Source organism: Stenotrophomonas lacuserhaii, assembly GCF_014836545.1.
Taxonomy (GTDB): domain Bacteria; phylum Pseudomonadota; class Gammaproteobacteria; order Xanthomonadales; family Xanthomonadaceae; genus Stenotrophomonas; species Stenotrophomonas lacuserhaii.
In genome coordinates this window covers 137,332-159,334 of sequence record NZ_JACSQS010000009.1, presented here as the reverse complement: position 1 = coordinate 159,334, position 22,003 = coordinate 137,332, and the positions used below count along the sequence as shown (strand labels likewise).

At 67.8% G+C, this 22,003-nt stretch carries 19 protein-coding genes; 12 read left to right on the top strand and 7 right to left on the bottom strand.

Annotation, left to right across the window (positions count from 1 at the left end; all coding sequences use genetic code 11):
* Positions 1-172: 172 nt before the first annotated feature.
* Complete coding sequence (locus H9654_RS10715) at positions 173-922, bottom strand: ferredoxin--NADP reductase (RefSeq protein ID WP_101099385.1); 750 nt, start codon at positions 920-922, stop codon at positions 173-175.
* Between the two features lie 139 nt (positions 923-1,061).
* On the opposite strand from H9654_RS10715, the gene H9654_RS10710 reads away from it, so the two are divergent.
* The 5 genes from H9654_RS10710 (at position 1,062) to H9654_RS10690 (ending at position 5,501) form a co-directional block, all read left to right on the top strand.
* Entirely contained in the window at positions 1,062-1,973 is a 912-nt protein-coding gene (locus H9654_RS10710; protein WP_455233760.1) for an ABC transporter ATP-binding protein, read from the top strand.
* The gene (locus H9654_RS10705; RefSeq protein WP_191770811.1) at positions 1,970-2,770 is read left to right on the top strand and encodes an ABC transporter permease; all 801 of its coding nucleotides are present in this window, start codon (positions 1,970-1,972) and stop codon (positions 2,768-2,770) included. Before H9654_RS10710 ends, H9654_RS10705 begins: the two co-directional genes overlap by 4 nt.
* A gap of 4 nt (positions 2,771-2,774) precedes the next feature.
* On the top strand, positions 2,775-3,527 hold the full coding sequence (locus H9654_RS10700) for a DUF3800 domain-containing protein (RefSeq protein WP_191770810.1): 753 nt from the start codon (positions 2,775-2,777) through the stop codon (positions 3,525-3,527).
* A 145-nt stretch (positions 3,528-3,672) separates the two neighbouring features.
* On the top strand, positions 3,673-4,611 hold the full coding sequence (panE, locus tag H9654_RS10695; protein WP_191770809.1) for a 2-dehydropantoate 2-reductase: 939 nt from the start codon (positions 3,673-3,675) through the stop codon (positions 4,609-4,611).
* A 5-nt stretch (positions 4,612-4,616) separates the two neighbouring features.
* Entirely contained in the window at positions 4,617-5,501 is an 885-nt protein-coding gene (locus H9654_RS10690) for an NAD-dependent epimerase/dehydratase family protein (RefSeq protein WP_318241135.1), read from the top strand.
* A 57-nt stretch (positions 5,502-5,558) separates the two neighbouring features.
* Here H9654_RS10690 and H9654_RS10685 read toward each other — a convergent pair whose 3' ends face one another.
* The gene (locus H9654_RS10685; protein ID WP_191770808.1) at positions 5,559-6,368 is read right to left on the bottom strand and encodes a TatD family hydrolase; all 810 of its coding nucleotides are present in this window, start codon (positions 6,366-6,368) and stop codon (positions 5,559-5,561) included.
* Positions 6,369-6,434: 66 nt separating this feature from the next.
* Here H9654_RS10685 and hrpB point away from each other — a divergent pair, with 66 nt between their 5' ends.
* Together hrpB and H9654_RS10675 are read left to right on the top strand one after the other, a co-directional pair.
* Positions 6,435-8,939: an ATP-dependent helicase HrpB gene (hrpB, locus tag H9654_RS10680; RefSeq protein WP_191770807.1), complete on the top strand. Its 2,505-nt coding sequence runs from the start codon at positions 6,435-6,437 to the stop codon at positions 8,937-8,939.
* A 127-nt stretch (positions 8,940-9,066) separates the two neighbouring features.
* Positions 9,067-9,468: a hypothetical protein gene (locus H9654_RS10675; protein ID WP_101099390.1), complete on the top strand. Its 402-nt coding sequence runs from the start codon at positions 9,067-9,069 to the stop codon at positions 9,466-9,468.
* A gap of 140 nt (positions 9,469-9,608) precedes the next feature.
* Here the strand turns inward: H9654_RS10675 and H9654_RS10670 are convergent, their stop codons facing one another.
* Positions 9,609-10,148, bottom strand: coding sequence for a pseudouridine synthase (locus H9654_RS10670; RefSeq protein WP_191770806.1), 540 nt, complete (start codon positions 10,146-10,148; stop codon positions 9,609-9,611).
* 389 nt (positions 10,149-10,537) lie between these two features.
* On the opposite strand from H9654_RS10670, the gene H9654_RS10665 reads away from it, so the two are divergent.
* Complete coding sequence (locus tag H9654_RS10665) at positions 10,538-10,915, top strand: hypothetical protein (protein WP_191770805.1); 378 nt, start codon at positions 10,538-10,540, stop codon at positions 10,913-10,915.
* Here the strand turns inward: H9654_RS10665 and H9654_RS10660 are convergent.
* Positions 10,899-11,765, bottom strand: a complete 867-nt coding sequence (locus H9654_RS10660; protein WP_191770804.1) for a class I SAM-dependent methyltransferase — start codon at positions 11,763-11,765, stop codon at positions 10,899-10,901. The genes H9654_RS10665 and H9654_RS10660 overlap by 17 nt on opposite strands.
* 169 nt (positions 11,766-11,934) lie before the next feature.
* Here H9654_RS10660 and H9654_RS10655 point away from each other — a divergent pair, with 169 nt between their 5' ends.
* Together H9654_RS10655 and H9654_RS10650 are read left to right on the top strand one after the other, a co-directional pair.
* Entirely contained in the window at positions 11,935-12,885 is a 951-nt protein-coding gene (locus tag H9654_RS10655) for an aldo/keto reductase (RefSeq protein ID WP_191770803.1), read from the top strand.
* Between the two features lie 207 nt (positions 12,886-13,092).
* A complete protein-coding gene (locus H9654_RS10650) occupies positions 13,093-15,189 on the top strand; it encodes a methyl-accepting chemotaxis protein (protein ID WP_191770802.1) in 2,097 nt (698 codons plus the stop codon).
* Between the two features lie 70 nt (positions 15,190-15,259).
* On the opposite strand, the gene H9654_RS10645 is transcribed toward H9654_RS10650, so the two are convergent.
* Complete coding sequence (locus H9654_RS10645; RefSeq protein ID WP_101099495.1) at positions 15,260-16,162, bottom strand: LysR substrate-binding domain-containing protein; 903 nt, start codon at positions 16,160-16,162, stop codon at positions 15,260-15,262.
* Positions 16,163-16,268: 106 nt separating this feature from the next.
* Between H9654_RS10645 and H9654_RS10640 the strand changes: the two genes are divergently transcribed.
* Positions 16,269-17,483, top strand: coding sequence for an MFS transporter (locus H9654_RS10640; RefSeq protein WP_191770801.1), 1,215 nt, complete (start codon positions 16,269-16,271; stop codon positions 17,481-17,483).
* Positions 17,484-17,577: 94 nt separating this feature from the next.
* Entirely contained in the window at positions 17,578-18,381 is an 804-nt protein-coding gene (gene dkgB, locus H9654_RS10635) for a 2,5-didehydrogluconate reductase DkgB (protein WP_191770800.1), read from the top strand.
* A gap of 48 nt (positions 18,382-18,429) precedes the next feature.
* Here the strand turns inward: dkgB and H9654_RS10630 are convergent, their stop codons facing one another.
* Positions 18,430-19,131, bottom strand: coding sequence for an alpha/beta fold hydrolase (locus tag H9654_RS10630; RefSeq protein ID WP_191770799.1), 702 nt, complete (start codon positions 19,129-19,131; stop codon positions 18,430-18,432).
* A gap of 143 nt (positions 19,132-19,274) precedes the next feature.
* On the bottom strand, positions 19,275-21,989 hold the full coding sequence (locus H9654_RS10625; RefSeq protein ID WP_191770798.1) for a bifunctional acetate--CoA ligase family protein/GNAT family N-acetyltransferase: 2,715 nt from the start codon (positions 21,987-21,989) through the stop codon (positions 19,275-19,277).
* Positions 21,990-22,003 lie beyond the last annotated feature (14 nt).

The following is a 22,003-nucleotide window of genomic DNA, read 5'->3' as shown; positions in this document are numbered from 1 at the left end:
GCTTTGCTTGCGAAGCACCGCTTCGCAAGCGCCCGAACGCACAGCCGCCCAGCGGCTGGGCCGGACCCCGGAGGGGCGGTTTTTGCCGTCCCCCGACCAGCCCCAGCGCCCGGCCCACCCAAAGCTGCGGCTCTCGCGCTACCCGCGAGGGGGTTTCACCCGTTCGACCAGACTACTTGCTGGAAACGTACTTCTCGCGCCGGATCTGCGAGTTGCCCAGACCCGCCAACTTCAGCGCGTCCACGCAGGCATCCACCATGTCCGGGTTGCCGCACAGGTAGGCGATGTCCGTAGCGGCATCCGGCGCAAGATCAGCCAGGTGCTGCTGCACGTACCCATGGCGCACGTCCGGACCGGGGTCGGCCGGCAGCTCGCGGGACAGGCACGGGATGTAGCGGAAGTTCGGCTGGGCCGCGGCAAACGCTTCGAAATCCTCGCTGTACAACAGCTCGGCCGGGCTCCGGGCGCCCTGCAGCAGCACCACCTGGAGCCCACGCTCGGCCATCGCGGTGGCCAGCAGGGGCAGCATCGAGCGATACGGGGTGACCCCGGTGCCGGTGGCGATCAGCAGGTAGCGGCCATTGAGGTCGCCCGGCTGCAGGCAGAACCGGCCGTACGGCCCGCTGGCGCTCAGCTGACCGCCGATGTCCAGGCCTTCGAACAGCGCCGTGGCGGCGCCGCCGGGGACGAAACTGACCGCGATATCCACCGCCTCGCCTGGCCCCAGCGCGTGGTCGTGGAGGGTCGCCAGCGAGTAGCTGCGCTTGGTCTGCGTGCCATCGGCGTACTGGAAATGGACCTGGATGAACTGGCCGGGCTGGAAATCCAGCGGCTGGCCGTCATCGCGGAGGAACTGGTAATGGCCTACGGTCGGCGCCAGCATGCGGCGGTCGACCAGCTTCATGGGAAATTGGACTGGCACGGCAGTGGGAACAGTGTGTAGCCGGGGCAAGCCCGTGGGGGGATCTATAATAGCCCTCCCTGCACTCCTCCATGCGCCACCCGCAGGCGCAAAGGCTTTCCGCTTGGCTTCCCTGAACAACAGTGCGCCCGCCCTGCGCGTGCGCGACCTGCGCAAGACCTACGACAACGGCACCGTTGCCCTCAAGGGCGTCTCGCTGGAAGTCGCCCCGGGCGATTTCTTCGCCCTGCTGGGCCCCAACGGCGCCGGCAAGTCGACCCTGATCGGCATCGTCAGCTCGCTGGTGAACCTCAGTGAGGGCCAGGTGGAGGTGTTCGGCACCGACCTGGTGGGTGAACGCAGCGCCTCCATGCGGCTGATCGGCCTGGTGCCGCAGGAGATCAACTTCAACCTGTTCGAGAAACCCTTCGACATCCTGGTCAACTACGCCGGCTTCTACGGCGTGGACCGCGCCGAAGCGGAAAAGCGCGCCGAGGAAGAGCTCAAGCGCGCCCACCTGTGGGAGAAGGCGCAGGTGATGAGCCGCACGCTGTCCGGCGGCATGAAGCGCCGGCTGATGATCGCCCGGGCGATGATGACCCGGCCGCGCCTGCTGATCCTGGATGAACCGACCGCCGGCGTGGACATCGAGATCCGCCGCGACATGTGGCGGGTGCTGAAGGAGATCAACACCGCCGGCACCACCATCATCCTCACCACGCATTACCTGGAAGAGGCCGAACACCTGTGCCGCAACCTGGCCATCATCAACCATGGCCAGATCGTCACCCAGGGGCCGATGCGCGAGCTGCTGGCCAAGCTCGACGTGGAGGGCTTCCTGTTCGACATCGACGGCAGCCTGCCGGCCGAGCTGCCACAGATCGAAGGCGCCACGCTGATCGCCACCGACGGGCACACGCTGGACGTGGACATGCCGCGCGCGATGGACCTCAACCGTGTATTTGCCGCACTCAACGCCTCGGGTATCCGCGTGCGTTCGATGCGGACCAAGAGCAACCGCCTGGAGGAGCTGTTCGTGCGCCTCACCGGCAACCCGGAGAACGTGGCATGAGCAGCACCCCGACCCCCATCCTGACCGATGGCCAGCGCAACCGCATCGCACTGGCCACCGTGGTGCGCCGCGAAGTGGCGCGCATCCTGCGCATCTGGGGCCAGACCCTGGTCCCGCCGGCGATCACCATGACCCTGTATTTCCTGATCTTCGGCGGGCTGATCGGCTCGCGCGTCGGCGAGATGGGCGGCTACAGCTACATGCAGTTCATCGTGCCGGGCCTGGTGATGATGAGCGTGATCCAGAACAGCTACGGCAACATCAGTTCCTCCTTCTTCGGTGCGAAATTCGGTCGCCACGTGGAAGAACTGCTGGTCAGCCCGATGCCGAACTGGGTGATCCTGTGGGGCTACGTGGCCGGCGCGGTGCTGCGCGGCCTGATGGTCGGGGTGATCGTGCTGATCATCGCCATGTTCTTCACCCCGGTGCGCATCCCGCACCCGCTGGTGACGCTGACCACGGTGCTGCTGGGCGCGACGATCTTCTCGCTGGCCGGCTTCATCAACGCGGTCTACGCGAAGAAGTTCGATGACGTGGCGATCGTGCCGACCTTCATCCTGACCCCGCTGACCTACCTGGGCGGCGTGTTCTATTCGGTGAAGCTGCTGCCGGGCTGGGCTGAAGCGGCAACCCACGCCAACCCGATCTTCTACATGGTCAACGCCTTCCGCTACGGCCTGCTCGGCACCAGCGACGTACCGCTGTGGGTGGCCTATGCGCTGATGCTGGGCTTCGTGGTGGCACTGACCTTCGTGGCACTGTGGCTGCTGCGCCGTGGCGTCGGCCTGCGCAGCTGACGTGATGCGGTTCAGCGACTACATCGTATTTGTCGATGAAAGTGGCGACCATGGCATGGACAGCATCGACGACGGCTATCCGTTGTTCGTGCTGTCCTGCTGCCTCATCAGCAAGAGGGACTACATGAGCACCGTGGTTCCGGCGATGCAGCAGTTGAAGTTCTCAACGTTCGGCCACGATGCGGTCATCCTGCATGAGCGCGAGATCCGCAAGGACCTGGGGCCGTTTTCGGTGCTTCGTGAACCCAACAGGAAACAGGCCTTCATTCAGGCGTTGACCGATGTGCTCGATCGGACGCCTATGACCGTGTTCTCCGCAGTGATAGACAAGCGCCAGCTAGCGGAGCATCGACGACGCGAAGAGAACCCCTACGAGCTGTCGCTGCGCTTCTGCCTGGAAAGAATTTTCTATTCGCTACGAAGACTGGGGCAGACCTCTGATGCAGAGGGACCCGTACTGACGCATGTTCTGTGCGAATCGCGCGGCCGCAATGAAGACGCTGACCTGGAACTGGCTTTTCGCCGCATCTGCGGTGGAGACAACTTCGGCAATATCCATCTGCCGTTCGAACCCGTGCTGACGGACAAGAAAAACAATTCCATCGGCCTGCAGCTTGCCGACCTGGTCGCCCGTCCGATTGGACTGAAGCAGTTGCGCCCCAGTCAGTCCAATCGTGCATGGGATGTCATCGAGCGGAAGTTGGACCGCGACCCATTGGGCCGCTACATCGGATACGGTCTGAAGTGCTTCCCGTAAAAACAAAAGGCCCCGGCGAATCCGCCGAGGCCCAATGCCGACCGGGAATCCCCGATCCAGTCGACAGCATACCAGAGCTGCCCCGGGGACGCCCCGTAACCCGTTCAACGCATTCAGTTTATCCTGAACCTGGAGTGTGAATCACATGCGCATCCTGATCCTTGGCGCCGGCGGTACCGGTGGCTACTTCGGCGGACGCCTGGCCCAAGCCGGGGTGGACGTGACCTTCCTGGTGCGCCCGGCACGCGCGGACCAGCTGCAGCGCGATGGCCTGGTCATCCGCAGCCCGCTCGGCGATGCCGCCTTCCCGGTGCAGCATGTCACCGCCGATGCGCTGCCGGCGCTGGTCGCCGGGCACCCGTTCGACCTGGTGGTACTGAGCTGCAAGGCCTATGACCTGGACAGTTCCATCGAGGCCATCGCGCCGGCGGTTGGACCGCGCACCAGCGTGCTGCCGATCCTCAATGGGCTGCGCCACTACGCCGCGCTGGATGCACGCTTCGGCCGCGATGCGGTGATGGGCGGACTGTGCTTCATCAGCGCGGCCAAGGATGCCGATGGCGCGGTGCTGCACCTGGCCAAGCCGGCCAGACTGACCTTCGGCGAGCGCGATGACGTCGGCCTCAGCGCCCGTGTGCTGGCCTTCGCTGCTGCCTGCGTGCAGGGCGGCGTGGACCACCTCGCCAGCGAAGACATCCGCCAGGAACAGTGGGTCAAGTACACCTTCCTGACCGCACTGGCGGCCGCTACCTGCCTGCGCCGTGCCGACATCGGCACGATCATGGGCAGCGAGGGCGGCGAGGACTTCCTGCGGGCGCTGTACGCCGAATGCGTGGCCGTCGCCGAGGCATCCGGCGAGCCGATACCGGCCAGCGCACAGGAAACCGCGCTGGCCGCATTGACCCAGCCGGGCTCCGCGCTGAAGGCCTCGATGCTGCGTGACCTGGAAGCGGGGCAGCAGGTCGAAGCGGACCACATCGTCGGTGACATGCTGGCGCGTGCGCGCGGCTTCGGCCAGGACGCTCCGCTGCTGGCGCAGGCCTTCGGTTCCCTGCAGGCTTACCAGGCGCAGCGCGCGGGCTGAACGAGGTGGTAGACCTTCCCAAGAGCGTGTTGGTCCTCGGGCTTGGCTACAGTGGCCAGGCCGTGGCACGCCGCCTGCTCGCGCAGGGCGTGGAGGTGGCCGGCACCGTGCGCGATCCAGCCGCGCACCGTGGTGACGCCCTGCTCCGGCACCGCCTTGCCGCCGATCATCCGCTCGACCCGCCGCTGCTGGACATGGTGGCGCGTGCCGAGGCCGTGCTGTGCACGATCCCGCCCGATGCCGACGGTGACCCAGCGCTGCGCCAGCTGCGCGATGCACTGGCCAGCAGCACGTCACTGCGCTGGGCCGGGTATCTGTCCTCCACGGCGGTTTACGCGAGCCGTGATGGCGGCTGGATCGACGAGGCCTCGCTGGCCGACGGCACCACGCCGTCGGCACTGCAGCGGCTTCACGCCGAACGGCAGTGGCAGGCGCTGGCCAGCGAACGGGGTATCGACTCGGCGGTGTTCCGGCTGCCGGGTCTGTACGGGCGCGGTCGCAACGCGCTGGTGCAGTTGGCCGCCGGGCGTGCCCGCCACGTGGTGCGCGCCGGGCTGGTCTTCAACCGCCTGCACGTGGAGGACCTGGCCGATGTGGTGATGGCGGCCCTGCAGCATCCGCAGCCTGCTGGGCTGTACCTGCCGGCCGATGACGAACCGGCCCCGCCGCAGGAGGTGTTGGCGTACGCCGCGCAGCTGGGTGGGTATGCGCTGCCCGCGCAGCAGCAGTGGGACGATCCGGCGGTCAGCCCGTCGCTGCGGCGGTTCTACGAAGGCAACAAGCGCATCGACAGCCGCCGCACGCGCGCGATGCTGCAGTGGCAGCCGCGCTTTCCGAGCTACCGCGAGGGGCTGCAGGATGCGTGGGAGCAGGGGGATGGCAGGCGGTAGCGCCGCGCAGGAAGTGACGACCAACGGTCGTCACCCACCACGACCAACGGTCGTTGGTCAGCCAGGCAGGCGGAAGAACGCGCGCGCAGCCGCAGTGGTAGTGGCCGCTACGATATCGGTCGCTTCGCCGCGGTCGCGGGCCAGCTCTTCCACGATATGCGCCAGATACATCGGCTCGTTGCGGCGGTCTTTGGGCATCGGCTTCAGCGAGCGTGGCAGCAGGTACGGCGCATCGGTTTCAATCATCAGGCGGTTGGCCGGGATGTGCTTGACCAGCTCGCGCAGGTGCGCGCCGCGGCGCTCGTCGCACAGCCACCCGGTGATGCCGATGTACCAGTCCTGGTCCAGGTAATCGAACATTTCCTGGCGTTCACCGGTAAAGCAATGCACCACCGCCGCGCCGATGCGGCCCTCGAAATTCTTCATCTGCGCCATGAAATCGGCATGCGCATCGCGCTGGTGCAGGAACAGCGGCTTGCGCGCACCGTCGGCCGCGGTGACTTCAGAAGCGAGCTGCAGCTGCCGCTCGAACGCACGGTGCTGCGCCGGACGCGGGGAGAAGTCGCGGAAATAATCCAGCCCGCACTCGCCCACCGCCACCACTTCCGGATGCGCATGCAGCGCGCGCATTTCCGCATCGCATTCGTCGGTGTATTCCACCGCATGGTGCGGGTGGACGCCGGCGGTGGCATACAGCAGGCCGGGGTGCTGGCGCGCCAGCTGCAGCGCCAACGGTGAATGTTCGCGGCTGGCGCCGGTGATCACCATCTGCGCCACGCCGGCCTCGCGCGCACGCGCCAGCACGGCATCGCGGTCGCGGTCGAAGGAGTCGTGGGTGAGGTTGGCGCCGATATCGATCAGTTGCATGGTCATCGCAGTGGGGAACGCCGGCTCATTGTACCTGCCAGCCCCATGGCCCCTTATCCTTGTGCGATGAGTACCCCGCACTTCCCGATTTCCGCGCTGCTGCCGCAGGTCCAGGACAGCCTCGACCTGCACCCGCGGCTGGTCCTGGAAGCCCCGCCCGGCGCCGGCAAGACCACCCAGGTGCCGCTGGCGCTGCTGCACGCGCGGTGGCTGGGCGGGCAGAAGATCATCCTGCTGGAACCGCGCCGGGTCGCCGCGCGCAGTGCTGCCCAGTTCATGGCACGGCAGCTGGGCGAGGAAGTCGGCGAAACCGTCGGCTACCGCATCCGCTTCGAAAACAAGGTGTCCGCACGCACCCGCGTGGAGGTGGTCACCGAGGGCATCCTGACGCGCATGCTGCAGGATGATCCGATGCTTGAAGGCATCGGTGCGCTCGTGTTCGATGAGTTCCACGAGCGGCACCTCAGCGGCGATCTCGGCCTGGCGCTGGCGCTGGACGTGCAGGCGCAGCTGCGCGACGACCTGCGCCTGGTGGTGATGTCGGCCACGCTGGACGGTGAGCGGCTGGCGCGCTTCCTGGATGCGCCGCGCCTGTCCAGCCAGGGCCGCAGTTTTCCGGTGGAGGTCTCGCACTTCCCCGCCCGCCGCGACGAACCCCTCGAGCTGCAGGTGCGCCGCGCCGTGCAGCAGGCGCTGGCCACCCATCCCGGCGACGTGCTGGTGTTCCTGCCCGGACAACGCGAAATCCAGCGCGTGCTGGCCGGCCTGCACGACACCGTGGACGCAGCCACCGAGGTGCTGCCGCTGCATGGCGAGCTCCCCGTGGAACAGCAGGGCCGGGTGCTGCAACCGGCGGCCGATGGACGCCGCCGCGTGGTGCTGGCCACCAACGTGGCCGAATCATCGGTCACCCTGCCCGGCGTGCGCGTGGTGATCGACAGCGGGCTGGCGCGTGAGCCGCAGTACGACCCCAACAGTGGCTTCACCCGGCTGGACGTGGTGAACGTGGCCCAGGCATCGGCCGACCAGCGTGCCGGGCGTGCCGGCCGCGTGGCAGCAGGCTGGGCGTGGCGCTTGTGGCCGCAGTCGCAGCGGCTGGAACCGCAACGCCGGGCGGAAATCGAACAGGTCGAACTGACCGGGCTGGCCCTGGAACTGGCGGCGTGGGGCAGCAGTGACCTGCGCTTCGTCGACGCGCCACCGGCCGGGCCGCTGGCCGCCGCGCGCGAGCTGCTGCAGCGGTTGGGTGCGTTGTCGCCCGCCCATGCGATCACCGCACAGGGCCGCCGGATGCTGGCGGTCGGCACCCATCCCCGGCTTGCGGCGATGCTGCTTGCCGCAGGCACCAGGACCGAACAGGCGCTGGCGGCCGATATCGCCGCTTTGCTGGAGGCGCGGGACCCACTGCGCCAGGGCGGCGACGCACTGGCACCCCGCTGGCGCGCACTGGCCGCATTCCGCAATGGCCGTGCACCGCATGAGGCGAGCCGCAGCGGGCTGGCCGCCATCGATGCAGCGGCCAGGCAGTGGCGGCGACGCCTGCGCTGCGACGCCGCGCCGCCCTCGAGCATCGAAGCGCACCAGGTGGGTGACCTGTTGGCGCATGCGTTCCCGGACCGCATTGCCTTCCGCCATCCGAACGATCCGCAGCGCTACCTGCTGGCCAACGGCCGCAGCGCGCGCCTGCACGAGCTGAGCGACCTGCGCGGCGAGCCGTGGCTGGTGGCCAGCGAACTGCGCCTGGAGGCACGCGATGGGCTGTTGCTGCGCGCCGCGCCGGTGGATGAGCAGTACCTGCGCGGCGTGTTCGCTTCGCGCTTCGTCAGCGAGGACATCGTGCGCTGGGACGCCGAGCGCCGGGCGCTGGTGGCGCTGCGCGAAAGCCGCTTCGAGCGCATCGTCCTCGACAGCCGCTCGGCCGGACGCGTCGACCCGGCGCATGCCGCCGCCGCGCTTACCGAAGCGGTGGCCGAACTCGGCCTGCAGGCCCTGCCATGGACAGAGGGCCTGCGGCAATGGCAGGCGCGGGTGGAAGCGCTGCGCCGCTGGATGCCCGAGCTCGGCCTGCCGGATGTCAGCGATGCGGCCCTGCTGGCCACGCGCACCGCGTGGCTGCAGCCTGCCTTCACCGGCAGGACCCGGCTGGATGCGCTGGACGAAGCCAGCTTCGGCGAGGCACTGAAGACCCCGTTGGAATGGTCGCAGCGGCAGCTGCTGGACCGCCATGCACCCACCCGCATCAGCGTGCCATCCGGGCTGGAGCGCACGATCAGCTACGCACTGGACAGCGATACCGGCGAGCCGCTTCCGCCGGTGCTGGCGGTGAAGCTGCAGGAACTGTTCGGGCTGGCGGACACGCCGCGGATTGCCGACAACCGTGTCGCACTTACCCTGCACCTGCTCTCGCCGGGCGGTCGTCCACTGCAGGTCACCCAGGACCTGCGCAATTTCTGGGCCAGTACCTATGCCGAAGTCAAAAAAGAAATGAAGGGCCGTTACCCGCGCCATCCCTGGCCGGATGATCCATGGACAGCCACCGCGACCCACCGCGCCAAGCCGCGCGGGACCTAGGCAGCGTGCCTTGGCCAGCCCTATCCTGAACGGCTGCGGTAGAGTCACGCCGCGCGCCTGCTTGCCTGACATGCCGTTTACAGCGACCGCGCGACACTGGACTTCGACCCGAGGCAAAGGACCCCACATGAGCAGACTGACCGTAATCACCGATCGTGCACTGGAACGCGCGCTGGACCTGGCCCATAGCGCAGGCGATGGCATCAAGCACGCTGGCGGTAACCTGGGCGGCAGCCTGCGCCACTTCGGCCCCACCGCCGCCGACTGGCTGAAGACCGGCGCAGCACTGGGCGCGGTCAAGACCGGTGGCCGGATCGCGACCAAGGCCGCGCGCCGCAATCCGGCGGTGACCATCGCCGCTGCTGCCGTTGGCGTGGGCCTGCTGGGCTATGCGCTGTATCGCAAGCAGCAGAAGAAGAAGCTGGCCGGTGGTCATGTCGTCAACGGACAGGCGCAGCGCGTCGCGGCGCGCGATCGTCGTGCCAGCACGATCCAGGACGAACACAGCGATATCGGCAGCGACGCCTGAGTGCGTAACGCGGGTTGATGTCCCGCAGCTGTCCTGGCCGCTTAGGCGGCATGAAGGGCGTGGCGGATGCCACGCCCTTCGTCGTTTTCACGCTGCAGAGAGTGCGCAGGTGCTCGCCGGCCACACCCCCGCAGCCGCCCTTATTCCGCTTGCCGCCACTGCCCCGGCTGGAGCCCGCCCAGCTGATAGGGGCCGATCGATGCGCGTACCAGTCGCAGCGTCGGCAGGCCTACCGCTGCCGTCATTCTCCTCACCTGGCGGTTTCGCCCTTCGCGCAACGTCACGGCCAGCCACGCATCGGGCACCGTCTTACGGAAACGCACCGGCGGATCGCGCACCCACAGCGAAGGCGGATCGATCTGCTCGACCCCGGCAGGCAGGGTGGGCCCGTCGTTGAGCAGCACGCCACGGCGCAGCTGCGCCAGCCTTTCCGGCGTCGGTTCGCCCTCCACCTGTACCCAGTAGGTTTTGTCCGCCTTGTGCCGTGGGTCGGTCAGCCGGTGGGCCAGGCCACCGTCGTCGGTGAGCAGCAGCAGCCCTTCGCTGTCGTGGTCCAGCCGCCCCGCCGCATAGACCTGCGGCGGGAGGCCGAAGCCCGCCAGCGTCGGCCGCGGCGGCACACTGCGGTCGGTGAACTGGCACAGCACGTGGAACGGCTTGTTGAACAGGATCAAGGACATGGTTGCAGTTTTCTGCCTTGTTCGGCGATGCGGCGCAGATGGCCCTGGTGGGGCGTGCGTCAGCCGAGCAGGCTGGGTGGGAATGTGAGTGTGTCAAGTCTGACGCATGCCGTGGCCTTCGTCATGGCATCCCCGCAACCCAGGAGCACCCCATGCACTTGCCCGCCGCCGGAAATCCTCCAGCACCCCGCGCCCGGACGCCACCAGCGACGCTGGCAGCTTCCACCCCTGCATCGACCGGCTCGCCACCAGCGCGAATCGAGAACCGCCCCCTGCATCTGCAGCCAGTGCCTGACCCGGTCCCGGGCCGTGCCACGTCCGCTGGCGCAGCGGGCGCTGTCGCCGAGGCGAGGGATGCGCACTTCACCGACCTGATGCGGGCAACGGCAATGCAGCCCATGGTCGCCTGCGTGCATGCGGCAATGCCCTCTGCGCAGGCACGTCTGCTGGCCTTCGACCAGTGGGTAATCAAGCATGCCGTCGCGCTCGGCCGTCCCGCCCTGGCAGGGCTTGCCCCCACCAGTGCAGCGCGCGAATTGATGGCCCAGCTGCCGATGACGGGCGATCCCGCCAAGCTGGCTGCTACCGGCTATGTCACCGTGTTGTTCAACACCGTTCTTCCGGACCCGGGCAACTCAGACACGCATCCGGTCGCCTTACTGCGGAGCGCACTGTCCCAGGCCCCTAACCAGCCAGCGGAAGACGCCGGGGCGCCCCCGCTGACCACAGCAGACCCGCGTGCGAAAGTGATCAGCGCGCCGCCTTGATGAAGCGCAGCGTCATCCGGTCACTTTCACCGATCGCCTTGTACTTGGCCGCATCGGCAGCGTCGTGGTTGTTGGACGGCGGCAGCGTCCACACGCCATTGGGATGATCCTTGGTATCGCGCGGGTTGGCGTTGATCTCGCTGCTGCCATCGAGGGTGAAACCTGCCGCTTCGGCCATCGCGATCACCTGCTGCTGGCCGACATAGCCGGACCCGTCGTCGTCGCCGACATCGGCCTTGGCGCGATGTTCGACCACGCCCAGCACGCCGCCCGGCTTCAGCACGTCGTAGAAACCCTTGAACATGCCCGGCGCCTGGCCGGACTTGCGCCAGTTGTGCACATTGCGGAAGGTCAGCACTACGTCAGCCGAAGCGGGCTTGCCGAACACCGGCGCGGCCGGGTCATAGGCCACTTCGGTGGCCTTGTCGAACTGTGCAGGCGAGGCGGTGAACTTCTTCTGCAGGCCATCGCGGCTGCGCTGCTGGTAATCGCGGCCACGTCCTTCCGGCACCGATGCCGGATCCACCACCGCGGCAATGTACTGGCCCTGCTGGCGCACCAGCGGTGCCAGGATTTCCGAGTACCAGCCGTTGCCGGGGGTGATCTCGATGACCGTACTGGCCGGGGTCAGCTTGAAGAACGACAGCGTCTGCGCCGGATGGCGGAAACCATCGCGGGTGACATTGGCCGGATCGCGCATGGTGGACTTGACCGCCGCCTCGATCGCCGGGCTGACCTGTACCTGCGACGCCGCGCTGGCGGCCACCGGCGAGCGGGCATACAGCGGTGATGCCGACAGCGCCGCTGCCACGGCGAGGCAACAGGCAGACACGGTGATCAGGTTCTTCATGGCGGGGCTCGCTTGGATGATGGGCGCAGACTAGCAGTCCGCACCGCTTCGGTGTTCACAAAGCGTTAGCGCCGCGCGGCGCACCGGAACACAGTTTTGCGGCCGGTGCCGCAGCAGCGTCATCTCCCTCCCCTTATGCTGCTGGCATGGCTATACAAGGAGACTCCGCATGACGGCAACCCGCGAACTCGGCCGTTCGGGCCTGCAGGTGCATCCCATCGCCTTCGGTGGCAACGTGTTCGGCTGGAGTGCGGACGAGAAAACGACCTTCGCCCTGCTCGACGCCTTTGTCGATGCCGGCTTCAACCTGGTCGATACCGCCGACGCCTATTCGGCGTGGGTGCCGGGCAACCAGGGCGGTGAATCGGAGTCCCTGATCGGCAGGTGGTTCGCACGCAGCGGCAAGCGCGACAAGGTGGTTCTGGCCACCAAGGTGGCGAAGTGGTCCGAACAGCCCGGCCTGTCGGCAGACAACATCACCGCGGCGGTGGAAGGCTCGCTGCGTCGCCTGCAGACCGATGTCATCGATCTCTACCAGGCGCATGAGGATGACGAATCCACGCCGCTGGAGACGACGCTTGGGGCCTTCGCGCGGCTGATCGAACAGGGCAAGGTCCGCGCCATCGGGGCCTCCAATTACAGTGCCGAGCGGCTGGCTGACGCGCTGAAAATATCGGCCGACTACCGGCTGCCGCGGTATGAAACGCTGCAGCCGGAATACAACCTCTACGACCGTTCCGGTTATGAGGCCGGCCTGGAAGCCCTGGTGCAGCGCGAGCAGCTCGGGGTGATCAGTTATTACTCGCTGGCCAGTGGTTTCCTGAGCGGTAAATACCGCCGCAGTCAAGACGCGGCCCGGAGCCCCGCACGCGGCCAGGCCGTGGTGGCGAAGTACCTCAACCCGCGCGGCAACCGCATCCTGGGGGCGCTGGATGACATCGCCGGCAAGCATGCCGCGACCGCCTCCCAGGTTGCGCTGGCCTGGCTGATCGCGCGTGCTTCGATCACCGCGCCGATCGTCAGCGCCACAAGCGTCGAGCAGCTGCGCGAGATCCTGGCAGCGGCGACGTTGGCGCTGTCGGCGCAGGACATTGCCGAGCTGGACGAAGCCAGCGCCTAGCCGCGCGCAGACCTGCCCCCGGCCGTTCCGCCGTTGCAACCGCATCGGCCGGTGCGTCATGCTCGGCACTGTTCCATTGATGAGCCACGATGAAGATCACATATCTTTCACGTCGTTGAATGGAACGATAACCGTGACGCACTTCGCACTTAAGCATTGAGGGACGCACCCGATAAGGAGGTCTCCCCTTCCCGGACCCATGCGCTCATGCGGAACGCCTCGCCCGCTTCTCCCCCACCTGCTCGTGGCATCCAGTTCAAACTCATCGGCGCCACCTCGCTCGGCGTGCTGTTGCTGGTGGCCAGCGCCCTGGCCGGCCTGGCGTCGGCCTGGTTCGACCTGGGGGCGGCGATGCCGGCGTCCTATGCGGTCAGCCGCGATGCCGAACAGCTGCAACGGGAGTTCCGCCTGCAGGTGCAGGAGTGGAAGAACGTGCTGCTGCGGGGTGCCGATGATGCGCTGCGCGAAAAGCACGCAGCCGCCTTGACCGAAGAGGGACGCAAGGTAGCGGAACTGGCTGCCAGGGTCGGCCGTGCCGAGGATGGCCGGACGCGTGAGCTGGTCGCGGCGTTCATGACCGACCAGGCCACGCTGCAGCGTGACTACCAGGCTGCGCTGCAGGCTTACATCGCATCGGGTTACGACCCGGCCGCCGGTGATGCGCCGGTGCGCGGCCGCGACCGCCCGCTGGCACAGGCGCTGGACGGCCTGGCCGCGCATACCGCGAAGGTCGCGGATGCGGCCATCGCGCGCCGCGCGAGCCACGCACGCGAACTGCTGGTGACCAGTGCCGTGGTGACGGTCATCACCGCCGTGCTGCTGTTGCTTGCGCTGTCATGGTGGCTGCGCCGCGCTGTCGTGCGGCCGGTGGTGGCGGTGGAAGCCGCTGCGCGCGCCGTGGCCGCCGGCGACCTGGACTACCGCGTGCAGGTGCAGGGGCGCGATGAGATCGGCCGACTGGCCACGACCATGCAGGACGTGCAGGGCACGCTGCGCGGTGTGCTGGCAGCGCAGGCAGAGATGGCCCGCACCCACGAAGCGGGTCGGATCAGTCATCGCATGGACGCCGCTGCATTCCCCGGCGCCTACGGCCGCATGGTGGCCGACTGCAATGCCTTGGTCGCAGCGCACATCCAGGTGAAGATGCGTGCCATCGCCGTCATGGGCCGTTACGCAGTCGGTGATCTTTCCGAAGACATGGACCGCCTGCCGGGCGAGAAGCGCGTCATCACCGATGCACTGGATGCCGCCAAGGCGAACCTCGGCGCGATCAATGCCGAGATCAAGCAGCTGGCAGGCGCCGCTGCCGCCGGCGACTTCAGCCAACGCGGCAACGTGTCCCGCTTCGAGCACGATTTCGCCGACATGGTGGCCGGCCTCAACCAGCTGATGCAGGCCACCGACGGCAACCTCGCCCAGGTATCGAGCATGCTGCGCGCGATCGCCGACGGTGACCTGCGTGCGCGCATGGAAGGTGAATTCCATGGTGTGTTCGCGCGTATCGCCGGCGATGCCAATACCACGGCGGCGCAACTGGCGACGATCGTCGCCGACATCCAGCAGGTGGCCGGCGGTGTCCGCGAAGCGGCGATGGAGATCGCCAGTGGCAACAGCGACCTGTCCCAGCGCACCGAACAGCAGGCCGCCAACCTGGAAGAAACCGCCGCTTCGATGGAGGAGCTCACCTCCACCGTGCGCCAGAACGCAGAACATGCACGCACCGCCAACGACCTGGCCCACAGCGCGGCGAGCGTGGCATCGCAGGGCGGGGAGGTGGTGGGCCAGGTGGTGGCGACGATGGGCGGTATCGAAACGTCTTCGCGGCGCATCGCCGAGATCATTTCGGTGATCGACGGCATCGCCTTCCAGACCAACATCCTGGCCTTGAACGCGGCCGTGGAAGCCGCGCGCGCAGGCGACCAGGGCCGCGGCTTCGCCGTGGTGGCCAGTGAAGTGCGCACGCTCGCACAGCGTTCGGCGGCGGCGGCAAAGGAGATAAAGGGGCTGATCGATGAATCGGTGGAGAAGGTGGCCGATGGCTCCGCGCTGGTACGCCAGGCGGGCAGCACGATGGGCGAGATCGTCGCCTCGGTGCAGCGCGTGACCGACATCATGGCCGAGATCTCCGCCGCTTCGCAGGAACAGAGCGCAGGGATCGAACAGGTCAACCAGACCGTGGTGCAGATGGACGGCGCGACCCAGCAGAATGCCGCGCTGGTGGAAGAAGCCTCTGCTGCCGCGCGCAGCATGGAACAGCAGGCCGCGCGCCTGGTCGAATCGGTGGGCGTGTTCACCCTGGCCTGAAGGCCTGGCCCGTGGTGGGTGAGGACCACTGCTGTTGGTGGGTGACGACCGTTGGTCGTCACGATCCGGCCTACACCACGAACGGCTCGCGCTGCATGCCTTCTGCCAGCACATCCACGAACGAGCGCACGCGCGCCGACACGGCCGTGTTGCGGTAGTACACCGCGTGGATCGGCTGGTAGACATCCAGCGTCTGCACGACCAGCAGCGGCACCAGCGCACCGCTCGCGCGGTCGGCGTGGGTCAGGAAATCAGACAGGCAGGTGATTCCCGCCCCTTCCACCGCCAGCCGGCGCAGGGTCTCACCACTGGAGGCGGCGATGTCCGGGCGTACCCGCAGCTGGCCCTCGTCGTCGCCGGGCAGCGGCCAGCGGTTCAGCGATTCGGGTTCGTTGAAGCCCAGCAGCGTATGCGCGGACAAGGCGGCCACGCTGTCCGGCGTGCCGTGCTGGCGCAGGTAGGCAGGGCTGGCCACCAGCTGCAGGCGGCAGCGGCCGAGCAGGCGCGCATGCAGGGTGGAATCGGCCAGCGGACCGATGCGGATGGCCAGGTCGGTGCGCCGCTCCAGCAGGTCGATGTAGCGCTCGGAGCTGTTCACTTCCAGCGCCACCTCCGGGAACTGCTGGCGATAGCGGGCCACCAGCGGGGCGATCACATGCAGCACGAACGGCATCGCCGCATCCACGCGCAGGCGACCGGCCGGGCGTTGACGACGCAGCGCCATCTGCTCTTCCGCCGTCTCCACCGCCTCCACGATCTGGCGTGCCTGGCGGACGAACGCCTCGCCTTCGGCGGTCAGGTGCAATCGGCGGGTGGTGCGGGTCAGCAGCGTGGTGCCCAGCTTTTCTTCGAGCCGGCCCAGGGCCCGGCTGACCCCTGAGGGGGTCTGGCCCAGCTGTTCGGCCGCCGCGCTGATGGTGCCGCTGTCGATGACGGCCAGCAGCGCCTGCATTTCGTCCAAGGTGATCTTCATGGCCGCATTATTGACCATCACGCAAGAGTGATTGGCGTGAAGACGTGTTTTTCAGCAAAGGTCAGCGGCGCAGACTGCGCTCCTTCCTTTCCTGCCGGACCCTGTCATGACCCGTGGCATTCCCCTCGCCCTGTTGGCGTTGACCCTCGGTGCCTTCGCCATCGGCACCACCGAGTTCGTCATCGTCGGGCTGCTTCCGACCATCGCCGCTGACCTGCAGGTCAGCCTGCCCTCGGCTGGCCTGCTGGTGTCCCTGTACGCGCTTGGCGTGGCGATCGGCGCCCCGGTGCTGACCGCGCTGACCGGGCGCGTGCCGCGCAAGACCCTGCTGGTGGCGCTGATGCTGGTGTTCACCCTCGGCAACCTGGTCGCCTTCCTGGCCCCCGGCTACAACGCGCTGATCGTCGCCCGGATCCTGACCGGCCTGGCCCATGGCGTGTTCTTCTCCATTGGTTCGATCATCGCCACCTCGGTGGTGCCGAAGGAAAAGGCCGCCAGCGCGATCGCCATCATGTTCACCGGCCTGACCGTCGCGTTGGTGACCGGCGTGCCGTTGGGCACCTTCATCGGCCAGCACCTGGGCTGGCGCGCGACCTTCCTGGCGGTCTCCGGGCTGGGCGTGGTGGCGCTGCTGGGCAGCCTGGCGTTCGTGCCGCGCAACCTGGCGCAGAGCACGCCGGCGACCTTCCGCCAGCAGCTCGGCGTGCTGGCGCAGCCGCGGCTGTTGATGGTGTATGCGATGACCGCGCTGGGCTACGGCGGCACCTTCCTGTCCTTCACCTACCTGGCGCCGATCCTGCAGGAGGTCACCGGTTTTTCCACCAATGCGGTCAGCGGCGTGCTGCTGGTATATGGCATCTCGGTGGCGTTCGGCAACGTGTGGGGCGGCCGCCTGGCCGACCGGCTCGGGCCGATCCCCGCACTGAAGCGGATCTTCGCGCTGCTGGCGCTGGTGCTGCTGGTGCTGACCTTCACCGCCCACAACACCTGGCTGGTGCTGTTGACGGTGCTGGCGCTGGGCGCGGTGGCCTTCGGCAACGTACCCGGCCTGCAGGTCTATGTGGTCAAGCAGGCACAGCGCCATGCGCCGCAGGCAACGGAGGTGGCATCGGGACTGAACATTGCTGCGTTCAACATCGGCATCGCCCTCGGCGCCTCGCTGGGTGGGCTGGTGGTGGAGCATATCGGCCTGATGCACACCCCATGGCTCGGCGCGCTGGTGGTCCTGGGTGCCTTCGCCCTTACCGCGCTGAGTGGCCGGCTGGACCGCCGCGATGGCATCGACGACCGCGCCGAAGGCATCCACGTGGCGGCGCATTGATGCCTCCGCTGGCGCACGGGGTCGCCACACCGCGTTGCCCGCACGCATACCTTCCCTGCCCTACCCTCTGTCCATCCCCCACTGGAGTATCCCCATGACCGTTCCTGCTTTTGGCCTTGGTACGTTCCGCCTGAAAGACCAAGCGGTGATCGATTCGGTACGCAACGCGCTCGACGTCGGCTACCGCGCCATCGATACCGCGCAGATCTACGGCAACGAAGCCGAGGTCGGCCGGGCGATCGCCGAATCCGGCGTACCACGCGATGACATCCATCTCACCACCAAGATCTGGATCAGCGAATTCAAGCGCGATGCGCTGCTGGCCAGCCTGCAGGGAAGCCTGAAAAAACTGCGCACCGACCGCGTCGAGCTGACCCTGATCCACTGGCCGTCGCCCGATGATGCCGTGCCGATGGAGGAGTACCTGCCGGCCTTGGCCGAGGCCAAGGCGCAGGGCCTGACCCGTGAAATCGGCATCTCCAACTTCACCATCGCCCAGACCCGTCGTGCGATCGGCATCCTGGGCGCCGCTGAGATAGCCACCAACCAAGTGGAGATCCATCCGTACCTGCAGAACCGCCTGCTGGTGCCGTTCCTGCAGGAACAGGGCATCCACGTCACCGCGTACATGAGCCTGGCCTACGGCGAGGTGATCAAGGATCCGGTGATCCAGGCGATCGCCGGCCGCCACCAGGCTACCCCGGCGCAGGTCGCGCTGGCGTGGGCACTGCAGCAGGGCTTGGCGGTCATTCCCTCTTCCACCCGGCGCGAGAACCTGGCCAGCAACCTGGAAGCGGCCCGCCTGCATCTGACCGACGAAGACCTCGCCCAGATCGCCACGCTCGATCGCGGCCATCGGCTGGCCAACCCGGACGGCATCGCCCCCGCCTGGGATTGACGGACCCGGGTAGCGCCGAGCCAGGCTCGGCGGGTTGCCGCTGCAGGATCAATCCCTCAGCAACCACCGGCGCATCGCGGCACTGACCTCGGCAGGCTTTTCCATCGGTGACAGGTGCCCGCAATCGGGCACCACCACCAGCGTGGCGTGCGGCGCCAGCGCCTGCATCTCCTGGCTTATCGGCAGCGGCGTGATGCGATCGTTCTCACCGCAGACGATCAGCATCGGGTCGCGGTAAGCGGCAAGCAGCGCATGGCCATCCTCGCGGTCCAGTCCACTTTGCCGCAGGAACACCTCGGCACCGAGCCGTGCGGTCATATCGCGTACGCGCTGTACCAGCACGTGGTCGTCCAACCGCGAGGCGTCGATGTAACTGCGCATCAGCGTGTCGCCGAAGCCGTGGAACCGGCCGGGCAGCCGGACGCTGGCGATCTGCGTGGCGCGCTGTGCGGCACGCTGCGGCGAATCGGCGTGGATGGAGGTATCGATCAGGGCCAGCCGCAGCACGCGCTGCGGTGCGCTGCGCAGGATCTGCTGGGCCACGAAGCCGCCCAGTGAAAACCCGGCCAGCGCGAAGCGTGGCGGCGCCTGCGCCAGCACGGCATCGGCCACCGCCTGCATCGTGTCGCCAGCGGTAAGGTCGCCGACGGTCGGATCGGCGATGTCCGCCAGGTCGGACAGTTGGTCGCGCCACAACTCGGCGTCGTTGAGCAGGCCGGGAAGCAGCAGCAAGGGAATGCGTTCTTTCATGCTCACATTGTAAGAGGGCGACGGGTAGCGCCGAGCCATGCCCGGCGAGCGCAGCGGCAGGCGGGGGCCTGACGACCACAGCCGTCACCCACCAGAGCAAACGCCTGACGGCCAGCGGCCGTCACTACCAGGCGCCGGCGGGATCATTCCAGCAACTGCGCGGCCACCTGCTGCACCGGCAGGCTCACCATCATCACCGTCGAATCATCCGGATCCAACCGGGTGGTGAAGCCCAGGCTCTGGCACATCGCGATCATCGTGCTGTTCTCGCGCAGTACCTGCCCTTCCACCACGTCCAGTCCCAGCCATTTGGCGTACTCGATCATGATCGTCATCAGACGCCAGCCGATGCCGTGGCCCTTCAGGTCCGAACGGATCAGGATGCCGTACTCGCCGCGATGGTAGTCGGCATCTGCATGCAGGCGGACGGCACCGAGCATGTCACCGCTGCGCGGATCGATCGCCACCAGCGCGATGGAGCGCGCGTAGTCCAGCTGGGTCAGGCGGGCGATGAACTCGTGGCTGAAATGCTTGACCGACTGGAAGAAGCGCAGGCGCAGGTCGTCATCACTGACGCGGGCGAAGAACGCGCGGAACAACGCGTCGTCTTCCGGCCGCACCGGCCGCACGAAGGCGTTGCTGCCATCGGACAGCTGCAACGTACGCTCCCACTCCTTCGGATACGGAAATACCGCGAAACGCGGATGGCCACGGCCTTTGTGCAGGATGCGCGAGGGCGCGATGGCGACCCGCGCGTCCAGTGCCAGGATGCCTTCGCGGTCGGCCAGCAGCGGATTGATCTCCAGTGTGCGCACTTCGGGTATGTCGGCCGCCAGCTGCGCCAGCTTGACCAGCACCAGCGCGACGGCGCGCTCATCGGCAGCGGGGAAATCACTGTACGGCTTGAGGATGCGCGAGACCCGGGTACGACCGATCAGCTCATGCGCCAGCCGCAGGTCGAGCGGCGGCAGCGCCAGCGCCTTGTCATTGATCACTTCCACTGCGGTGCCGCCACGACCGAACACGATCACCGGGCCGAACGTCGCGTCATCGGCGATGCCGGCGATCAACTCACGCGACTTGGGCCGCACGATGGTCGGCTGCACCAGCAGGCCATCGATGCGCGCATCGGGGCGCAGTTCGCGCGCGCGCGCCAGGATGCTGGTGGCCGCCACCTGCACGGCGGCCAGGGTGGAAAGGTTGAGGCGCACGCCGTCCACTTCGGATTTGTGCGGGATGTCCGGCGAGAGGATCTTCAGCGCCACGCTGGCGCCCTGCTCCAGCAGCGGCTGGGCCAGGTCCATGGCTTCATGCGCGTCGCGGGCATGCAGCACCGGCGCCGAAGGAATGCCGTACGCCTTCAGCAGCGCATGCGTGGCCAGCGGGTCCAGCCAACGCTGGCCGGCCGCCAGGGCTGCCTCGACGATCGCACGCGCGGCACCTGCATCGACCACGAAATCCTGTGGCAGGCTCGGCGGGGTCTCCATCAGTGCGCTCTGCGCATCGCGGTAGCGGACCAGATGCTGGAAGCCACGCACTGCTTCGGCTTCGGTGGGGTAGGTCGGCACGCGCGCAGCGTTGAGGGTTGCCGTTGCGCGCTCGTCGTTGCCCAGCCACACCGCGAACACCGGCTTGTCACGCTGGTGCCGCGGACGCAGGCCCAGGGTGCGGGTGAGCGCCTGCGCGGCATCTGCGGAGGAGGTGAACGCGGTCGGCACGTTGACCACCAGCAGGGCATCGTTTTCGTTGTCAGCCAGCAGCGCTTCGATGGCAGCGGCATAGCGCTCGCCATCGGCGTCGACCACGATGTCCACTGGATTGGAACGTGACCAGCCCTGCGGCAGTACCGCGTCGAGCTGCTGCACGGTGCTCTCCGACAGCGTGGCAAGCGTGCCGCGCAGCGCCGCCAGCTGGTCCACCGCCAGCCGCCCGACGCCGCCGCCGTTGCTGAGGATGGCCAGCCTGCGCCCCGGGAAAGAGCCCAGCCGTCCCAGTGTCTCCGCGGCGGTGAACAGTTCGTCCAGCGCGCTGACGCGCAGCAGGCCGGCGCGGTTGAACGCCGCGCCGTAGACATCATCGGCGCGCGCCAGTGCCTGCACGTGGGTATCGTTGCCCGGCATGATGCGCTCGGCACGGCCAGACTTGACCACCATCACCGGCTTGGAGCGCGCGGCGGCACGTGCGGCCGACATGAACTTGCGCGCATCCTTGATCTGCTCCACGTACAGCAGGATGGCGCGCGTGCGGTAGTCGGTGGCGAAGTAGTCCAGCAGGTCGCCGAAGTCCACGTCCATCGTATCGCCCAGCGACACCACCGCCGAAAATCCCACCGAACGCGCGACGCCCCATTCCACCAGCGCGGCGGCGATCGCGCTGGATTCGGAAATCAGCGCCAGGTCGCCTGCCTGGGGAACGTGGGCGGCGATGCTGGCATTCAAGCGCGCGTGCGGGGCGATGACCCCCAGGCAATGCGGCCCGAGGATGCGCAGGCCCTTGGCGCGGGCGCTGGCTTCCACCTGTGCGGCCAGCGAACCGGGCCCTTCGCCCAGGTGCGCGGTGAGGATGATCGCCGCGGCCACGCCCAGCGCGGCGGCATCGGCGATCACCTGCGGCACGATGCTGGCCGGGGCGGTCACCACCACCAGCTCCGGTACCCAGTCCAGGTCCTTGAGCCGCTTGGTGGTGCGGATGCCATCGATCTCCGCGTGGCGCGGATTGACCCAGGCGACCTTGCCGGCGAATCCCGCCCCGCGCAGGTTGCGCATCACCGCCCGACCGGCCGAGCGATCACGCGGACTGCCGCCGATCACGGCGACCGACTGCGGGCGGAACACGGACTGCAGGTTGTAAGTGCTCATGCCGCTAGTAGAGC

Bases quoted from the DNA above. Each gene is read 5' to 3' on its own strand.
- H9654_RS10705 (WP_191770811.1), top strand. From the start codon at position 1,970: ATGAGCAGCACCCCGACCCCCATCCTGACCGATGGCCAGCGCAACCGC.
- H9654_RS10700 (WP_191770810.1), top strand. From the start codon at position 2,775: ATGCGGTTCAGCGACTACATCGTATTTGTCGATGAAAGTGGCGACCAT.
- panE (WP_191770809.1), top strand. From the start codon at position 3,673: ATGCGCATCCTGATCCTTGGCGCCGGCGGTACCGGTGGCTACTTCGGC.
- H9654_RS10685 (WP_191770808.1), bottom strand. From the start codon at position 6,368: ATGCAACTGATCGATATCGGCGCCAACCTCACCCACGACTCCTTCGAC.
- hrpB (WP_191770807.1), top strand. From the start codon at position 6,435: ATGAGTACCCCGCACTTCCCGATTTCCGCGCTGCTGCCGCAGGTCCAG.
- H9654_RS10675 (WP_101099390.1), top strand. From the start codon at position 9,067: ATGAGCAGACTGACCGTAATCACCGATCGTGCACTGGAACGCGCGCTG.
- H9654_RS10670 (WP_191770806.1), bottom strand. From the start codon at position 10,148: ATGTCCTTGATCCTGTTCAACAAGCCGTTCCACGTGCTGTGCCAGTTC.
- H9654_RS10665 (WP_191770805.1), top strand. From the start codon at position 10,538: ATGCAGCCCATGGTCGCCTGCGTGCATGCGGCAATGCCCTCTGCGCAG.
- H9654_RS10660 (WP_191770804.1), bottom strand. From the start codon at position 11,765: ATGAAGAACCTGATCACCGTGTCTGCCTGTTGCCTCGCCGTGGCAGCG.
- H9654_RS10655 (WP_191770803.1), top strand. From the start codon at position 11,935: ATGACGGCAACCCGCGAACTCGGCCGTTCGGGCCTGCAGGTGCATCCC.
- H9654_RS10650 (WP_191770802.1), top strand. From the start codon at position 13,093: ATGCGGAACGCCTCGCCCGCTTCTCCCCCACCTGCTCGTGGCATCCAG.
- H9654_RS10645 (WP_101099495.1), bottom strand. From the start codon at position 16,162: ATGAAGATCACCTTGGACGAAATGCAGGCGCTGCTGGCCGTCATCGAC.
- H9654_RS10640 (WP_191770801.1), top strand. From the start codon at position 16,269: ATGACCCGTGGCATTCCCCTCGCCCTGTTGGCGTTGACCCTCGGTGCC.
- dkgB (WP_191770800.1), top strand. From the start codon at position 17,578: ATGACCGTTCCTGCTTTTGGCCTTGGTACGTTCCGCCTGAAAGACCAA.
- H9654_RS10630 (WP_191770799.1), bottom strand. From the start codon at position 19,131: ATGAAAGAACGCATTCCCTTGCTGCTGCTTCCCGGCCTGCTCAACGAC.
- H9654_RS10625 (WP_191770798.1), bottom strand. From the start codon at position 21,989: ATGAGCACTTACAACCTGCAGTCCGTGTTCCGCCCGCAGTCGGTCGCC.